The following is a 17,890-nucleotide window of genomic DNA, read 5'->3' as shown; positions in this document are numbered from 1 at the left end:
CCGTGGATACACTGGTAAACATTTTAATTTTTCTGGTGAAGACCTTGGGCAGCTTGTACCTGATGGTGGTGCTGTTGCGCCTCATGTTGCAAATAGCTCGCGCCGATTTCTACAACCCGCTGTCCCAAGCAGTGGTCAAAGCGACCAATCCTCTGTTGCTGCCATTGCGCAAGGTCATCCCTGGCATCATGGGCATCGATTTCGCGTCCATTGTGCTGGCGCTGCTGTTGGCTATGGTGCTGGCGCAAACCATCGTCTGGTTTAAAGGCTTTGGCTTCTTAAACCCGCTGCTGCTGTTGGCCTGGTCGGCGGTGATGGTGCTGGCGAGCTTGGCCAGCCTGCTGTTTTGGGCGCTGATCATCATGATCATCGCGAGCTTTATCGCGCCGCAGAGCTACCATCCAGCGCTGCTGCTCATTCGCCAGTTGCTGCACCCATTGATGGGGCCCATTCAGCGCCTAATTCCGCCCATGGGCGGCCTAGACTTCAGTCCGCTGGTGGTGATCATCGGCCTGCAAATTATCAGCAACTTCCTGATTCCCGAGTTCGCACAGCAGTTGGGCATGCCGCGCTGGGTATTTTTAGGCTACTGATGCGCGCATCACGCGGCAGTGATCATAAAAAATAACCATAAAAAAAGGGTCGCATTGCGACCCTTTTTTTATGCTGCCGAGCTATTTTATGTGCCGACCTATTTTATAGAGCCGACTTAGCCCAACACCGACATGGCCAAGGATGCGTTGTAGCCCAAGTAGGCGGCCACCAACAGGGCACCGTGCCAGCGCTGTATGGCCCCGCGTCCCACTGCGCGGTAACACAACACCGCCAACGCACCCGACAGCAGCACCATCACCAAGGCATCGCGCCCCAGCGCATCGGCAGCCACGGCACTTGGGTGAATCAACCCGGCGATGCCCACCACCCCCAAAATGTTAAACACGTTGGAACCAATCACATTGCCCACGGCCATATCGTGTTGCTGTTTGCGCACACTGGCGATACTCGCCGCCAACTCGGGCAGGCTGGTGCCTAAGGCCACCACAGTCAGACCGATAATCAATTCACTGATGCCCAGCGCCATGGCAATTTCCGTGGCCGACCACACCAATAGGCGCGAGCTCGCCAGCAATACCAAGAGGCCGAATACCAATGCCAGCGTCGCCTTCCAGCCATTCTGCTCATGGGAGATGCTGTCATTGGCTTCGTCAGCGAGGGAGTCATGGGGTGAACGAATACTTTGCCACACGCCGAAGCCGATATATGCGGCCAGGCCACCCAGCAACAGCAGCGCGTCGCCCCGCCCCAACCAATCGTTAGTAAGCGCCAACACACCCAATCCCGTGGCCACCAACATCAAGGGCATTTCCTGCGACACCACGCGCGAGTGCACGGTGATGGGTGCCAGAATGGCAGTGATACCCACGATCAACCCAATATTGGCGATGTTGGAGCCCAGCGCATTGCCCAGCGCTAGGTCGGGCTCCCCCTGTAATGCGGCGATGGCCGACACCAACATCTCCGGCGCAGATGTGCCAAAACCGACGATGAGTATGCCCACCAACAAGGGCGACATCCCCAACAGTTGAGCCACGGCAGCGGCACCGTCAATGAATTTATCGGCACTCCAAGTCAACAGCACTAGACCTACAATCAGGCCACCCACAGCTATTAGCACGCTTTACCCCTTGTTTGGTTTGGATTACAGGGCGCCATTGTATGCGGGCGATCGGCAAATAACACGACCAGCGGCGGAATTGGCACACCAAAAAGCATAAAAATGACCTAATGAAACGAAATCGTTATAACCAGAACTTTGAAAGTGGGCGTTATTCGGTTTTAATGGGCCGCTAAAAAAACAATGATAAAAACAACGATAAGGTGCCACTCGCCCTCGGCGACAATCACCATAGCAACCAGGTCGTACTATGGATCACGCATCACTCTACCGTCAGCTGTCTGGCTTCCAGCGCTGGAAGCAAGAACTCAATACGCAGCTGCAGGCTTTTATGCAATGGCTTGAAGCCCACAAAATCACCTCTAAAGCAGCCGCGCAGAGCCTCCAGCACGCGCGCGCCATGCTGGCCGAGGATCAATTCACGCTGGCCTTGGTGGGTGAGTTTTCCCGCGGCAAGACGGAGTTGATCAATGCGCTGCTGTTTGCAGAATACGGTCACCGACTACTGCCGTCGCAACCCGGCCGCACTACCATGTGCCCCACGGAAATCTACCGCGATCCAAACACGCCCAAGGGCTGCGTGCGACTGCTGCCCATCGAAACGCGCCGCTCCAATGTCGCGCTGGCGGCCTTTAAACGCATTCCCCAAAAATGGGTAACCGCGCACTTTGATCCACACGACCAACGCCAAGTGCAAAAGGCCATGGCGCGCATCGCCGAGGTCAAAATTGTGTCCGTGGCCGAAGCCGAGGCGCTGGGCTTTGAAATTGAAGGCTTGGTGCGCTCGCGCGAAAGCGTCGATAGGGTAGAGATTCCCGTCTGGCGCCACGCCCTTGTGAGCCTAGACCACCCGCTGTTGGCCCGCGGCCTACGCATTCTCGACACCCCCGGGCTGAACGCCTTAGGCAACGAGCCGGAGCTGGCACTGAGCACGCTGGCCAGCGCGCAAGCCATGCTATTTTTGCTGTCGGCCGATACCGGCGTGAGCGCCACCGACATGGAAATCTGGAACGAGCACATCAACATCCTGCGCCACACCCAGGGCACGGAAGTGATCACACTGCTCAACAAAATAGATACCTTGTGGGACGACCTACTGCCCCAAGAGGATGTATTGCTGGCCATCCACAAAGTCCGCGAGACCACCTCGCGCCAACTGCAACAGCCCCTCGAGCAGGTGCTCACGCTATCGGCCAAACAAGCGCTCATCGCGCACGCTCGAACCGACGCCACCCTGCTCGCGCGCAGTCAACTGCCCAAGCTGGAGAAACTGCTGTCGGAGAAGCTGATCGACAATCGCACCCGCTTGGCCAGCCACCGCTTAATCGGCGACCTGTTGACCATCATGGACGACACCAGCAACCTGCTGCGCGAGCGCCTCTATGCGGCCGATCGCGATTTAGCCGATGTGGAAGCTGCCAAAGGCGACGACGAACACAGGGCCACGCTCGTGTCACTGCGCGCCAACATCAAACGCATTCACCACCAATACCACAAGCAAAGCCTGTCACTAAAATCCAGTGAGCGACTGCTCTACCGGGAGCGCGACGCGCTGCTTGGCCCCATCAGTGAAGCCATCATCGAGCAGCAGATTAACGCCGCCCAAGAGGCTTTGGCCGCCAGCTGGCACACCTTTGGCGTCGGCAGAGTGGTGCAGGAATTCTTTGACAATGTGGATCACTGCCTGTCCAACTTGGGCCATCAACTGGTGCAAGCCAACAAGGTCATGCAGTCCATTTACAAGCGCGAAGATAGCAACGTCAATCCGGATCTGCTGCGCAACCACGAATTCAATTTGCGCCACTACCGAGCGCGCACCAACCAACTGCGCGCGCACAGCAAGCAATATTCGCTGGGCCTCAGCAACTTGCTGACCAGCAAGCAAAACCTGATGACGCGCTTTTTGGGCACAGTGGCCCAGGAGACGCGCAACCTCATGGCCGAACTGCGCAACGATCTCGACAGCTGGCTGAAGGACGCACTGGCACCACTCAATCACCGCAACCTGTACCAAAAGCAACTGCTGGACGAACAACTGCTGCAGCTGGCTAACCTCAACTTGCAAAACCACACCCAGCAAGAACAAGTGGCCATGCTCAAGTCGCAAATTGCCAATTTGGAATCTGCGCTGATGGACTTGGACGGCATCATCAGCAACACCCGCGCGCTGCAACCCGCCGACGACGCGCGCTCTAATGTTGTGAATTTACACGCCAAAAGCGCCTCAGCTCTTTAGCGAGGCGCCATTTTGGGAGCGCCCGCTTGCTCTGGCACGGGCGCATCCTTAGACTTGCGGCCACCCTAAACGCGACGGGATAACTGAACGTGCCCAAGTCTGACACCAACTCCGTTGGCCTAGTCACCCCCCAAATACTCGACATCGACGAGCCGTTGTCGCTGGCCTGTGGCCGGGTACTGCCGCGCTACCAGTTGATCTACGAGACCTATGGCCAGCTCAATGCCGATGCCAGCAATGCCGTGCTCATTTGCCACGCCCTGTCTGGCACCCATCACGCCGCCGGCTTCCACAGCGAAAGCGATCGCAAACCGGGCTGGTGGGACCACTACATCGGCCCCGGTAAACCCATCGACACTCGCCGCTTTTTCGTGGTGGCCGTCAACAATCTAGGCGGCTGTGCCGGCTCCACGGGCCCCACGAGCATCAACCCAGACACCGGCAAGCCTTGGGGCCCCGACTTCCCCACCTTGCGCGTGCGCGATTGGGTGCACTCGCAGGCCAAGCTGGGCGAGTCGCTCGGAATTCACACCTGGGCCGCCGTGGTGGGTGGCTCCCTCGGCGGCATGCAAGCCATGCGCTGGGCACTCGAATATCCGGACCGCGTGCGCCACTGCGTCGTCATCGCCTCGGCCATGAAATTGACGGCGCAAAATATCGCCTTCAACGAAACCGCGCGCAACGCCATTATGTCCGACCCCAATTTCTGCGACGGCGATTATCTCGCGCACCACACCAGCCCGAAAAACGGTTTAGCCACGGCGCGCATGATCGGCCACATCACCTACATGTCGGGCGATGGGCTGGGTGAAAAATTTGGCCGCGCCCTGCGCACCGGCAGTTTTGCGCAGGGCAGCGACGAATTGGTGGAGTTTCAAGTGCAGAGTTATTTGCGCTACCAAGGCGATGTGTTTTCCGACAATTTTGACGCCAACACCTATGTGCTCATGACGCGCGCACTCGATTACTTTGATCTGGCCCGCGAATACCACGACGATCCAGTGGCTGCCTTTGCACACGCCAGCGCGCGCTTTCTGGTGGTATCGTTTACCACCGACTGGCGCTTTTCACCGGAGCGCTCGCGCGAGATTGCGCACGCTCTCATGGCCGCCAATAAATCCGTTTGCTATGCGGAAATTGAATCAAACTTTGGGCACGATGCCTTCCTGTTGCCCAACCCCCGCTATGAACAAGTGTTCAGAAACTTCATGGACACCATCGACACGGAGCCGCGCACATGAGTCTACGTATCGATCACAGCATCATTGAAAAGTGGGTCGCGCCGAAAAGCCGGCTGCTGGATCTCGGCTGTGGTGACGGCAGCCTGCTCGAACTGCTGCGCGACAATTGCCGTGTGGAAGGTTACGGCCTTGAAATTGGCGCCGAAGAAATTAATCGTTGCATCGCCAAAGGCCTGAACGTGCTTGAGCACAACCTCGACGAAGGGCTGACCCGGTTTAACGACAAGAGCTTTGATTTGGTGATCATGACTCAAGCGCTGCAAACCATGCGCTTTCCGCACCTGGTGCTGGACGAAATGCTGCGCGTGGGCCGTGAATGCATCATCGCCTTTCCCAACTTTGGCCACTGGAAAGCCCGCTGGCATCTCGCCACCAGTGGCCGCATGCCCGTGTCAGATCTGCTGCCCTATCAATGGTACGACACACCCAACATCCACTTCTGCACCGTGCGCGACTTTGAGGTACTGTGTGCAGAAAAGGGCATTAAAATTTTGCGCAGGGAAGTTACCGGCGCGCACGGCACCCATGCCCTCATCGATCTCGCCCCCAATTTATTGGCGGTTAATGCCATCTACCACCTGAGCAAATAATTATGAAAGCTACCTTCGCGTTTATATTGCTAAGCCTGTTAATGGCAGCCAGCGTGCACGCCCAGCCAGAAGCGCCCATGGCGGTGCCCGTGGTCGAACAACCCTGGCACGATCAAGGCGACTATCGCGTGCACTTCAGCACCTTCACCAGCGACTTTTTGCAGCCTGCTGCGGCGCGCGCGCTCGATTTTACGCGCGCCAACAATCGCGTCATCGTCAACATCGCACTGACGCAAAAGCGCGCCGATGGCAGCTATGGCTTGGGCCAAGCCGCCACCGTAAAAGGTACCGCCACCAATTTGATGCAACAGCAAAAAACATTGGCCTTCAAACCGGTGGTTGAAACCGACGCCACCTACTACTTGGCCGAATTGCGCTTTACCAATGAAGAAGTCATGCACTTTGCCATAACACTGCAAACGCCCAGCGGCGACACCATCGACGTGAAATTTGCGCGGAAACTCTATGTCAACAATCAATGAATTGGTGCTCGCCAGCAATAATGCCGGCAAGCTGAAAGAACTGAGCGACATGCTCGCCGGCTGTGGTATTCGCGTGCAGCCGCAATCCGCGTTCGACATCCCCGACGCCGATGAAACCGGTTTGAGTTTCGTGGAAAACGCCATTTTAAAAGCGCGCCACGCCGCGCAATTATCGGGTCTGCCCGCACTGGCAGACGACTCGGGCCTCGCGGTCGACGCCCTCGGTGGCGCACCCGGCATCTACTCCGCTCGCTACGCAGGAAACCACGGCGACGACAGCGCCAACAACGCCAAATTACTTGAGGCGTTAAAAGACCTACCAGACGCCGAACGCGGCGCGCGCTTCCTATGCGTTCTGGCTTTGGTGCGCCACCCAGAAGACCCAGTGCCGATCCTTTGCCAAGGCGAATGGCGCGGGCGCATCTTGCACAGCGCGCAGGGCGACAATGGCTTTGGCTACGACCCGCTGTTTTGGGTGCCAGAGCGCAACTGCGCCTCAGCGGAACTGAGCAAAACAGACAAAAATGCGCTTTCCCATCGCGGCAAAGCACTCAAGCAATTGCTACAACAATTGCAATAGTCGAAACCCAGGAGGAAGTATCAGGATGAATTTTCGATTCGCGCTCGCGGTAATCATTTTAGCGCTCGCAGGCTGCTCTAACCCTAACACTCCAGCGGGTCATGAAGGTTATGTCTTCGAAAATCCTCGCGTGTTTGGCACCGGCGGTTTTAGAGGCGAACTTCAGGGGCCCAGCAACTATGGCGTTTCCCTTTGGCGCAATGAAGTGATCAATATCGATGTGCGCCCAGCCACGTACACCGAGGCCTTTCAAATTCTAGCCAACGATGACCTCAACATTAGCTTTAACTTTCATGCCGTTCTGTCTATCCACCCAGGCTCAATCAAAACGGTGGTTGACCGTTTTGGCGGCACCCATTGGTATCAGCGATTTGTAAAGGAAGCATTCCGTACTTACGTGCGCAACACAGTGCAAAAATTTGACAGTGGCGCACTCAAAGCAAACCGCGAGGTAATTGCCAATGAAGTTACCGAAAAAATGCAGGAGTATCTCTCAGGAACGCCATTTAAATTAACCAAAGTCGTAGTGGGCAATATCGACTACCCGCAAATCGTCGCTACCGCCGTAGAGAAAAAACTGGCCGCCCAGCAACTACTTGCCGAAAAAGAGACTCAAAAACAGATCGCTCAAAAGGATGCTGAAATTCGTATCGAAGAGGCGAAGGGCATTGCCCAAGCCCAAAAAATTATCAACGCCACCCTCACCCCCAATTACCTGCAGCATGAGGCGATTAACGCACAGCTGAAAATGGCGGAATCGCCCAACCACACGACGGTGTACATTCCAGTGGGCACCAACGGCATGCCTCTGGTGAAAAATACCCAGTGACAACCTTGCCGCCGCTATCGCTCTACATCCACATTCCTTGGTGTGTGCGCAAATGCCCCTACTGTGATTTCAATTCGCACAAGGCGGGGCACTCGCTGCCCGAGCAAGACTATGTGCGCGCGGTGCTGGCGGACATGGACGACGAGCGCGCGGCCATTGGCAATCGCCCCTTGGTCTCGATATTTTTCGGCGGCGGCACCCCGAGCTTGTTTAGTGCCGACGCCATTGGCGCACTTATCGAAGGCGCAGAGCGGCGTTTCGGTTTCGCAGAGGACATCGAAATCACCCTAGAGGCCAATCCGGGCACCGCCGAACAGCAGCACTTTAAGGGCTACCGAGCGGCGGGCGTGAATCGACTGTCGCTCGGCGTGCAAAGCTTTAATGCCAAACAATTGCACCACTTGGGACGCATCCACTCAGGGCAAGAAGCGCTGAACGCGGTAGACATGGCTCGTCGCGCCGGCATTGATAACTTTAATCTAGATTTGATGCACGGGCTGCCCGATCAGCGCCCAGAGGACGCCTGTGCAGACCTTGAACAGGCGCTGGCGCTGGCGCCCAACCACCTGTCGTGGTACCAACTCACCATCGAGCCCAACACGGAATTTTTTCGCCGGCCACCGACCCTGCCCGTGGAAGACGCACTGGCAGACATCCAAGATCAAGGCGCCGCCCTATTGGCGGCCGCCGGTCTGCAGCAGTACGAAATATCGGCCTATGCCAAACCCGGCAAGGCTGCGCGCCACAACCTCAACTACTGGCAGTTTGGCGACTATGTGGGCGTCGGCGCCGGCGCACACGGCAAGATCAGCCGGCGCGAGGGCGATGATTGGCATATCGAACGGCGCTCGAAAACCCGCCTGCCCGAACACTACCTAAACCGCCTCGCACCCGGCGAACGCATCACCGGGCACTTTCGCTTTGCCGCCCACAGTGACCGGCTAGCGCCCGCAGAACTGCCCTTAGAGTTCATGATGAATGCCCTGCGACTCACCGATGGCGTGCCCGAATCGCTCTTGGCAGCGCGCACGGGCCTGTCGCTGTCAGCGCTGGAGCCCGCACTGGGTCGCCTGCGCGAGCAGGGCTTGGTGGAGGCCCATCGGCTTCAGGCCACGGCGCTCGGCAGCCGCTTTTTGAATCGCCTACTGCTCGCCTTCGAAGCCGATTAGCACCCAGATTTAGCTGCTACACTTGCTGGGGCGGGCTGCGCTCGGTCAGCCACCGCTCGAGCCCAATGCCCGACCAAGGAATCTGCCTTCAGCAATGTTCAGTCTGACACGCTACCGCCGCGAAAACCCCATTGCCACGCGCTTGCTGGCGCTGATTATCATCAGTAGCTCAGCCATGGCGCTGTTCGCTATTTTGGTACAGCTCTATGTCAGCTTTCACGATGACATCGACGCCCTGAACAAACGGCTCGATCAAGTGCGTATTAGTACCTTGCCGTCCATCACTAAAAGCTTGTGGGGCTTCGACGAAGAACAACTCAACGTCCAAATCCAGTCGGTGCTGGAGGTGGAAGACGTGGCCCAAGTCACGGTCGTATGGCGCGATTGGAACAATGTGGACCAAGCCATGAGTGCAAGCTCCGGCAACGTCGACGTAGACACCAGCAGTGATATTAATCAACGCACCTTGGTGAAAGAGTACCCACTGGTGTATTCAGATCCCAACACTCCTGCACAAGAACTCGGCAAGCTGATCATCACCGCTAGCCTCAACAGCGTGTACAACAAACTCTGGGAGCGGGCCCTGTATATCGGCGCGCTGCAAGGTACGAAAACCCTGCTCATTTCGCTATTCATTTTGTGGCTAGTGCGCTCACTGCTCACGCGGCACATGGAAACCATTGCCCAATACGCGCGCCAATTGAGCTTGGACAATCTCTCCACGCCGCTGAAATTAAAGCGCCACAAAGACCCAGAGCAACCCGATGAACTCGACAATGTGGTCAACGCGTTTAATCAAATGCGCAACTCACTGCTGGAGGATATTGAACAGCGCCAAGCCATCGAAACCGCGCTGCTCACTGAGAAACAGCAGAAGATGGAATCCGAGCGGCAAAAGGCCGTGGCGGAAACGGCCAACCGCGCCAAGAGTCAATTCCTCGCCACCATGAGCCATGAAATTCGCACGCCCATGAACGGCGTGATCGGCATGGTTGAGCTACTGCGCGACACACCACTCAACACGACCCAACAGCACTACCTTGATGTCATCCACCGCTCCGGCGAGACGCTGATCGACATCATCAATGACATTTTGGACTACTCGAAAATTGAAGCCGGTAAGATGGAGCTTGAGTCGAGCCCCTTCAATTTGGAAGACCTGCTAGAAGACTGCGTACAATTGTTTGGAGCGACCGCCAATAAACGCCATATCGAATTAATTGGCAGTGTGGCACCGGGCACGCCCCTGCACCTATTGGGCGATCAAACCCGTTTGCGTCAGGTGCTGATCAATTTAATCGGCAACGCCTTTAAATTTACCAGCGACGGCTTTGTCATTGTGGAAGCGCGCTGGCTGCGCAAGCAGGGCGAAGAAGATCCACTCATTTGTTTCAGTATTCGCGATAGCGGCATTGGCATCAATGACGATGGCATTGCGCGGCTGTTCCAGTCCTTTAGCCAAGCCGACAGTTCAACCACCCGTAAATTTGGCGGCACCGGTCTCGGCTTAGCCATTTGCAAACGGCTCGCAGAAATAATGGGCGGCGAAATCGGTGTTGACTCCGCCGAGGGCGAAGGTTCCACCTTTTGGTTTACCGCGCGCTTCGCGCTCGCCAACTCACCCGAAATCGACCAGAGTGAGCTGCCCGCCGATTTGATGCGCGATAAGCACTTGCTAGTGGTGGAAGACAACAACTACCTAGCCGGTATCATCAATCAACATTGTCGCAGCTGGGGCATTGAAGTACATCAAACCACCAACGAGCCAGAAACCCTCGCACTGCTCGAAAGCGCCGACTGCCCGCCCTTGGATTTCGCCTATTTAGACAATGATATGCCGGATATCGACGCACTGGAGCTGAGCAAAAAGATACGAGCGCGGGTGACCAATAAAAATTTGCCGGTGGCTATTCAAACGGGCGGCGACACCATGCCCGACCCTGAAAAAATCGCGCAGGCCGGGGTCAAACAAGTTAGGCGCAAGCCGGTGACGCCCAAAAAATTAAAATTAATTTTAGCCGACCTGCTGGGCCATGCATCGGCACAAACGGCGGCAAAAATAGACAGCAATAGCAATTTATACGCCCACCTCAAAGTGCTGGTGGCGGAGGATAATCAAGTCAATCGCATGGTCATTACCGGCCTACTGGGCAAGTTTGGCATAACGCCTACGGTGGTAGAAAATGGTCGCATGGCATTGTCTGCAGTGACCGCACCCGACGCCAACTTTGACTTGGTATTAATGGACTGTGAAATGCCAGAGATGGATGGCTTCGAAGCCACCCGCTCCATTCGCGAATACGAGCGCCGCAACATGTTGCCCGACTCCATCATCGTTGCACTAACTGCCCACGCGATGCAGGAACACCGAGAGGCCGTATATGCCTGCGGAATGAATCACTACTTGAGCAAACCTGTGACGGTTGATGCGCTCAAGCAGGCATTCGAAAAAGTAGGGCTACTGAAAACCCACACGCAGGCCATGTTTTAACGCGAATACGGACATTTGCGCCATCGCTTTGCATTTTCAACGCCGACTGCGCGCCACCTTAGCGGCGAAACCGGTGGAACTTTTGCACCCAGTTAAGCAATGTTTCGGGTGCGTGGGCGCGCTTCCAATTACCTGCGGCAAACTTGTTGGCCTCGCTCACCGTTGGATAAATGTGGATGGTGCCCAAAATACTGTTCATGCCGTGCCCGTGCTTCATGGCCGACACAAATTCGGTAATCAAATCGCTGGCGTGGTAGCCAACGATGGCCGCGCCTAAAATGCGATCTTTGCCCTTGGCCGTCAAAACTTTCACAAACCCTTCGGCGGCGCCATCGGCCAGCGCGCGATCCAAATCATCCAAGCCATAGCGCGTCACTTCATAGGCAATGCCCTGCTGTTGTGCCTCCGCTTCGCTCAAACCCACACGCGCAACTTCTGGCGCAGTAAAGGTTGCCCAGGGCACCACGCGGTAATCAACCTTAAACGACTTTAACGGACTAAAGAGCGCATTTACCGCGGCGTACCACGCTTGGTGCGAGGCCATGTGGGTGAACTGGTAGGGGCCCACCAAATCACCGCAGGCGTAAATATTCGGGAAGCGCGTGCGCAACTTATCGTCCACAGCCAAGGTGCCTCGATCGGTCACCGCCAACCCCAAGGACTCGGCACCAAACCCCGTGACATTGGGCTGGCGGCCCACCGCCACGAGCAGGGTATCGAAGGCCAAGGTGCAAGTGTTGCCATCTTGTCTATAGGTGAGCAGCTTACCGTCATCCATCTGGCTGACCGCCTGCGCCTCAGCGCCCGTAATCACTGTGATCTGCTCTCGCGCAAACACTTGCGCGACAACCGCGGCCACGTCTTCGTCTTCGCGCGGCATGATGCGTGACGAGCGGCCCAGCAAAGTGACCTGCGCGCCCAAGCGTGCAAAGGCCTGCGCCAGCTCACAGCCGATGGGGCCGGCACCCAACACCAGCAGCCGGCCCGGATTGCGCCGCAAGTTCCAAATAGTGTCGGAGGTGTAATAGTCCACGGCATCCAAACCCGCCAAGGACGGAATGGCCGGCCGCGCGCCCGTGGCCAAAATAATGGCCCGCGTGCGGATAATTTGGCCGTTCACCTCGACTTCCCAGGGCGATCGCAACGTGGCGCTACCGGTGACGCAATCAACGCCCAACTGGGTGTAGCGCTCAATGGAATCGTGCGGCTCCACCTGTGCAATCACCTTGTGCACGCGCGCCATCACCGCCGCAAAATCCACCTCAGGTGCCACGGCTTTGACGCCAAATTGATCGGCGTCGCGCAAGCTTTGCGCCACGGCCGCGGCGCGAATCAATGCCTTGGACGGCACGCAACCGGTGTTGAGGCAATCGCCGCCCATTTTATGTTTTTCGATGAGCGTGACCTTCGCCTTCACCGCCGCTGCGATATAGGCCGACACCAAGCCCGCACTGCCGGCACCGATCACCACAAGATTGGTGTCAAAGGCCCGCGGCTTTGCGTAGGGGCCATACACGCGCCAGCGATTGATTTGCCCCATCAGGCCTTTCGCTAGCCAAGGAAAGGTCGCCAACAACACAAAAGCTAATAAAATTTCCTTCGACAAAATGCCGCTCACCGACAATTCATCGAGCTGCCCCAACTCTGCGCCCGCATTCACATAGACTGCCGTACCCGCCAGCATGCCCAGCTGACTCACCCAATAGAAAGTCCAGGTTTTTACGCGAGTTAACCCAAACACCAGATTGATAACAAAAAAGGGCACCAAGGGAATCAGGCGCAAGGTAAACAGGTAGAAGGCACCGTCTTTCTCCACACCGCGATTAATGGTGTCCAGCTGGCGTGCGAATTTCGCCTGCACCCAATCGCGCAACAGCAGCCGGGCTGTTAAAAACGCCAGGGTGGCGCCCACGGTAGAGGCGAAGGAGACAATCAACAGGCCCCAGCCCAACCCAAACAAACCGCCCGCGATCAGGGTCAATAGCGCGGCGCCCGGCAGCGATAGCGCTGTCACTAAAATATAAATCGCCGCAAATCCCAATGCTGCCATTAGCGGTTGTTGTTGTAGCCAGCGGCGGTATAGCTCCGGCTCTAGCAAGGCCTCGCCTCCCAGTCCATAAAAGGCGCCAAGGCCCAATACAATGGCAACGAGCAGCAATATTTTCTTCATAGGAATACACAATTTCTTTTAGGTGGGTGTAGGATGCGGCTGTTTTGACGCCGGTTCACTATACTTGTTACAGGCGCTGTTGGATCAGCCCCCACAAGATTGGCGCGTGCCGCCCACACACCCTAGCAAGCCTTGGTACCTCATGAACGATTTGGTCTGTGAATTTCTGGACAATCCCAGCTATTACCTCAACCGTGAGCTGAGCCACTTACATTTTAATCGACGAGTGCTAGACCAAGCATTAGATACCTCGCACCCGCTGTTAGAGCGGCTGAAATTCCTGCTCATCTGCTCCGCCAACCTTGACGAATTTTTTGAAATCCGCGTGGCAGGCCTGCGCCAACGCATCGCCATGGAACGTGAAATCACCGAGCTAGACGGCTCCAGTCCGCAGGAAGTCTTGGCCGCCATCAGCCAACAGTGCCACGAGCTGGTGGACGAACAATACCGCATTTTGAACGACGTCATACTGCCCGCACTGGCAGAAGAGCATATTCACTTTATCCCTCGCAGCCAATGGACCGAGGCCCAGAGTGACTGGGCCAATGCATTTTTTGAGTCCGATGTGTTGCCCATCATCAGCCCTATCGGCCTCGATCCCGCCCACCCGTTTCCACGGCTGGTGAACAAAAGCCTGAATTTTATTGTGTCGCTGGAAGGACAGGACGCCTTTGGTCGCGAGACGGGGCTGGCCGTTGTGCCCGCCCCCCGATCCCTACCACGCATCTTGAAAATTCCGGACGAGCTGGTGGAGGGCGGCGATAATTTCGTGTTTCTATCGAGCATCATTCACGCCAATGCCGACAAGCTGTTTGCCGGCATGACCATCAAGGGCTGTTATCAGTTTCGCATCACCCGCAATGCCGACCTGGATTTTGACACCGAAGGCGTGGCCGACCTGGCGCGCGCATTGCGCGGTGAACTTCACTCGCGCCGCTTTGGTAACGCGGTGCGATTGGAGGTGGTCGACGACTGCCCCGAGCCACTGATTCACTTCCTGTTGCGCGAAACCGGGCTCAGCCAGCAAGAGCTGTATTTGGTCAACGGGCCGGTGAATTTTAAGCGCTTGATGGATGCCGAAAAAGAACTCAACCGGCCCGATCTGCAGTACACGCCGTTCGTGCAAACCATTCCCAAGGGGTTAACGCGCAAAGACAACATCTTTCAAGCCATCGCCCACCGCGATCAACTGTTGCACCACCCCTTTGAATCGTTCACGCCGGTGGTGGAGCTGCTGAGCCAAGCCGCCAAAGATCCCGACGTGCTGGCCATTAAACAAACCCTGTACCGCACCGGCTCTAGCTCGCCCATCGTGGACGCCCTGCTGGAAGCCGCACGCAACGGAAAAGAAGTCACCGCCGTGGTGGAATTGCGCGCGCGCTTTGACGAAGAGGAAAACCTCGAACTGGCGAGTCGCTTGCAAGAGGCGGGCGCGGTGGTGGTGTACGGCGTCGTGGGCTATAAAACCCACGCCAAAATGATCCTCATCGTGCGGCGCGAAAACGGCAAGCTGCGCCGCTACGTGCACCTGGGCTCAGGCAACTACCACAGCGGCAACGCCCGCTTGTATACCGACTATTCGCTGATGTCTGCCGACGAGGTGTTAGGTGCCGATGTGCACATCATCTTTCAACAGCTCACCGGCATGGGCAAAACCGAGCGCCCACAAAAATTGCTGAATGCCCCCTTTACCCTCAAGCGCCAACTGCTGCGCATGATCGATGCCGAAATCAAAGCCGTCGAAGCGGGCGGCGAGGGGCGCATCATCATTAAGTGCAACGGCCTGACCGAGCCCAAGGTGATTCAAAGCCTGTACCGCGCCTCCCAGGCTGGCGTTCAGGTAGACCTCATCATTCGCGGCATGTGCTGCCTGCGGCCCGGCGTCGCTGGCGTCTCAGATAACATACGTGTCACCTCGGTGGTGGGTCGCTTTCTGGAACACAGCCGGGTGTTTTATTTCGCCAACAGTCAGCCCGGCCTCTATTGTGGCAGCGCCGATTTAATGGAGCGCAACTTAAATCGGCGCGTGGAGGTTTGCTTCCCCGTCGAAGAGCCTGCCCTGGTGCGGCGCTTGATGGCCGACCTCAATAGCTACGTCGCCGACAACCACCAAGGCTGGCAGCTAGCCACCGACGGCTCGTACATTCGCCTGCAGGCCGCAGAGGGCGAGCAGCAACCCTCAGCCCAGCAGTACCTGCTGAGCGAGCTGACAAAATAAAGCCCTTTAAATACCCGATTTTGACCCCATTATCTCTGCTCTTACCGCAAATACTCGGTCGAAACGGAAAAGCCAGCTTGTACGGACTACGCTCTGACTTTATGATGCTCGGCTTAATGACTCGGTGTACGACCTTAGAACCAACGGAGATTTCCCAATGAGTGACGCTATCGTTCACGTATCCGACGCTAGCTTTGAAGCTGACGTACTCAAGGCTGAAGGCCCAGTTCTGGTGGACTTTTGGGCAGCCTGGTGCGGCCCGTGCAAGATGATTGCCCCGGTACTGGACGAACTGGCTGGCGAGCTAGCCGGCAAGATCACCATTGCCAAAATGGACGTTGATGCCAACAAAGAAACCCCAGCCAAGTTCAACATTCGTGGCATCCCCACGCTGATGATCTTCAAAGACGGTCAGATGGACTCCATGAAAGTGGGCGCCCTGTCTAAGTCTCAGCTGGTCGAGTTCATCAACTCTGCACTGTAATCCCTGTAGCGCCGCTTAAAAAAGCGGCGCTCAGTTTTTGCACTATTGGAAATATGCGTTTATACTCAGCCCAACTTTGAGTATCCCGTCTGTACCTTCCCCCGATCGCTACGTAAGAACAAAGGGCCCATCCGGCCACAAAACCGCTCGGAACTACCCTGGGACAGCTACAGATTATTGGCATTTGCGCCTACCCCCGAACGCGCACCGCCTATTGCTCCAGCACACCGTCTGATCATTGGCTACAACCTGACTGACGACAGCCGGACGAATAACAAATCGAAAACCGATTAAACATTTGTAAATAAAACAAACTGTTAATAAAACAAAGAGTCACTCCCGATTAATTCAGCCAGCTGTTTTATATTGAATATTTTTTTAACTTCTTTTTTAAAGCAAAAGCCTCCCGCCGCGCACAACTTGCGGTAACGGCTTCCCTTATCCCCCATAAAGCACTTTCTTATGAATCTTACCGACCTTAAAACAAAACCCATCGAAGAGTTGCTAGAAATCGCCAAAGGCATGGGCCTCGAAAATCTGGCGCGTTCACGCAAACAAGACATTATTTTCAACATCCTTAAACGCCACGCCAAAAGCGGCGAAGATATCTACGGCGACGGCGTGTTAGAAATTTTGCAAGATGGATTCGGTTTTTTGCGTTCGTCAGACAGCTCCTATTTAGCCGGGCCCGATGATATCTACGTATCACCCAGCCAAATTCGCCGCTTTAACTTGCGCACCGGCGATAGCGTCTCCGGTAAAATCCGCCCGCCCAAAGAAGGTGAGCGCTATTTCGCACTCTTGAAAGTCAACGACATCAACTTCGACAAGCCCGAAAACTCGCGCAATAAGATTCTGTTCGAAAATTTGACGCCTCTGTTTCCCAACGAGCGCTTAGTGCTGGAAGCGGGCAATGGCTCCACCGAAGATCTCACCGGTCGCATCATCGATTTGATTGCCCCCATCGGCAAAGGCCAGCGCGGCTTGATCGTAGCACCGCCGAAAGCCGGTAAGACCATCATGATGCAGAACATCGCACAGGCCATTACACGCAACAACCCAGAGTGCCACCTGATCGTCCTGCTGATTGACGAGCGCCCAGAGGAAGTGACCGAAATGCAGCGCAGCGTGCGCGGCGAAGTGGTGGCCTCAACCTTCGATGAACCCCCAGCCCGCCACGTTCAAGTGGCCGAAATGGTGATCGAAAAAGCCAAGCGCCTCGTAGAGCACAAGAAAGACGTGATCATTCTGCTGGACTCCATTACCCGTCTAGCGCGCGCCTACAACACCGTCATCCCATCCTCCGGCAAAGTACTGACCGGCGGTGTCGATGCCCACGCACTGGAAAAACCCAAGCGTTTCTTTGGTGCAGCGCGCAACATCGAAGAGGGCGGCAGCCTGACAATCGTCGCCACCACGCTGGTCGATACCGGCTCAAAAATGGATGAAGTCATCTACGAAGAATTTAAAGGCACCGGCAACCAAGAGTTGCACCTAGATCGCAAGATTGCCGAAAAGCGGGTCTACCCGGCCATCAACATTCGCCGCTCCGGTACCCGCCGCGAAGACCTGCTGATGAAAGAAGACGAAATGCAGCGCGTGTGGATTTTGCGCAAGCTATTGCACGATATGGAAGATCTGAGCGCCACCGAATTTATGACCGACAAGCTCAAAGGCTTTAAGTCTAATGACGAGTTCTTCATGTCAATGAAACGCAAGTAACAA

General features: G+C 56.1%; 14 protein-coding genes. 12 read left to right on the top strand and 2 right to left on the bottom strand.

Annotated features, from left to right (window positions below):
- Positions 1-62: 62 nt before the first annotated feature.
- The gene (locus FHS30_RS00420; protein WP_221197139.1) at positions 63-593 is read left to right on the top strand and encodes a YggT family protein; all 531 of its coding nucleotides are present in this window, start codon (positions 63-65) and stop codon (positions 591-593) included.
- A 116-nt stretch (positions 594-709) separates the two neighbouring features.
- On the opposite strand, the gene FHS30_RS00415 is transcribed toward FHS30_RS00420, so the two are convergent.
- Positions 710-1,675, bottom strand: coding sequence for a calcium/sodium antiporter (locus tag FHS30_RS00415; RefSeq protein WP_183907255.1), 966 nt, complete (start codon positions 1,673-1,675; stop codon positions 710-712).
- A 250-nt stretch (positions 1,676-1,925) separates the two neighbouring features.
- Between FHS30_RS00415 and FHS30_RS00410 the strand changes: the two genes are divergently transcribed.
- The 8 genes from FHS30_RS00410 to FHS30_RS00375 all read left to right on the top strand — a co-directional run bounded on the left by FHS30_RS00410 (position 1,926) and on the right by FHS30_RS00375 (position 11,293).
- On the top strand, positions 1,926-3,911 hold the full coding sequence (locus FHS30_RS00410; protein ID WP_183907254.1) for a dynamin family protein: 1,986 nt from the start codon (positions 1,926-1,928) through the stop codon (positions 3,909-3,911).
- 89 nt (positions 3,912-4,000) lie between these two features.
- The gene (gene metX, locus FHS30_RS00405; protein ID WP_183907253.1) at positions 4,001-5,152 is read left to right on the top strand and encodes a homoserine O-succinyltransferase MetX; all 1,152 of its coding nucleotides are present in this window, start codon (positions 4,001-4,003) and stop codon (positions 5,150-5,152) included.
- On the top strand, positions 5,149-5,742 hold the full coding sequence (gene metW / locus FHS30_RS00400) for a methionine biosynthesis protein MetW (RefSeq protein ID WP_183907252.1): 594 nt from the start codon (positions 5,149-5,151) through the stop codon (positions 5,740-5,742). The genes metX and metW overlap by 4 nt, the downstream gene beginning before the upstream one ends.
- Positions 5,743-5,744: 2 nt before the next feature.
- On the top strand, positions 5,745-6,224 hold the full coding sequence (locus tag FHS30_RS00395; RefSeq protein ID WP_183907251.1) for a DUF4426 domain-containing protein: 480 nt from the start codon (positions 5,745-5,747) through the stop codon (positions 6,222-6,224).
- Positions 6,208-6,804: an RdgB/HAM1 family non-canonical purine NTP pyrophosphatase gene (gene rdgB / locus FHS30_RS00390; protein ID WP_183907250.1), complete on the top strand. Its 597-nt coding sequence runs from the start codon at positions 6,208-6,210 to the stop codon at positions 6,802-6,804. The genes FHS30_RS00395 and rdgB overlap by 17 nt, the downstream gene beginning before the upstream one ends.
- Before the next feature lie 25 nt (positions 6,805-6,829).
- On the top strand, positions 6,830-7,633 hold the full coding sequence (locus FHS30_RS00385; RefSeq protein WP_183907249.1) for an SPFH domain-containing protein: 804 nt from the start codon (positions 6,830-6,832) through the stop codon (positions 7,631-7,633).
- Positions 7,630-8,802, top strand: a complete 1,173-nt coding sequence (hemW, locus tag FHS30_RS00380; protein WP_343048892.1) for a radical SAM family heme chaperone HemW — start codon at positions 7,630-7,632, stop codon at positions 8,800-8,802. Before FHS30_RS00385 ends, hemW begins: the two co-directional genes overlap by 4 nt.
- Positions 8,803-8,896: 94 nt before the next feature.
- Positions 8,897-11,293: a response regulator gene (locus FHS30_RS00375; protein WP_183907248.1), complete on the top strand. Its 2,397-nt coding sequence runs from the start codon at positions 8,897-8,899 to the stop codon at positions 11,291-11,293.
- A gap of 58 nt (positions 11,294-11,351) precedes the next feature.
- Here FHS30_RS00375 and FHS30_RS00370 read toward each other — a convergent pair whose 3' ends face one another.
- Complete coding sequence (locus tag FHS30_RS00370) at positions 11,352-13,463, bottom strand: FAD-dependent oxidoreductase (protein ID WP_183907247.1); 2,112 nt, start codon at positions 13,461-13,463, stop codon at positions 11,352-11,354.
- A gap of 142 nt (positions 13,464-13,605) precedes the next feature.
- Between FHS30_RS00370 and ppk1 the strand changes: the two genes are divergently transcribed.
- From ppk1 to rho, 3 genes are all read left to right on the top strand, one after another.
- Positions 13,606-15,681, top strand: a complete 2,076-nt coding sequence (ppk1, locus tag FHS30_RS00365) for a polyphosphate kinase 1 (protein WP_183907246.1) — start codon at positions 13,606-13,608, stop codon at positions 15,679-15,681.
- 157 nt (positions 15,682-15,838) lie between these two features.
- On the top strand, positions 15,839-16,165 hold the full coding sequence (gene trxA / locus FHS30_RS00360) for a thioredoxin TrxA (RefSeq protein ID WP_183907245.1): 327 nt from the start codon (positions 15,839-15,841) through the stop codon (positions 16,163-16,165).
- Positions 16,166-16,627: 462 nt separating this feature from the next.
- The gene (gene rho, locus FHS30_RS00355) at positions 16,628-17,887 is read left to right on the top strand and encodes a transcription termination factor Rho (protein WP_183907244.1); all 1,260 of its coding nucleotides are present in this window, start codon (positions 16,628-16,630) and stop codon (positions 17,885-17,887) included.
- Positions 17,888-17,890: the final 3 nt, after the last annotated feature.

The organism is Simiduia aestuariiviva (assembly GCF_014192475.1).
GTDB lineage: Bacteria > Pseudomonadota > Gammaproteobacteria > Pseudomonadales > Cellvibrionaceae > Simiduia > Simiduia aestuariiviva.
Note: the sequence above shows the minus strand (reverse complement) of the source record. Positions and strands in the feature narration are given on the sequence as shown.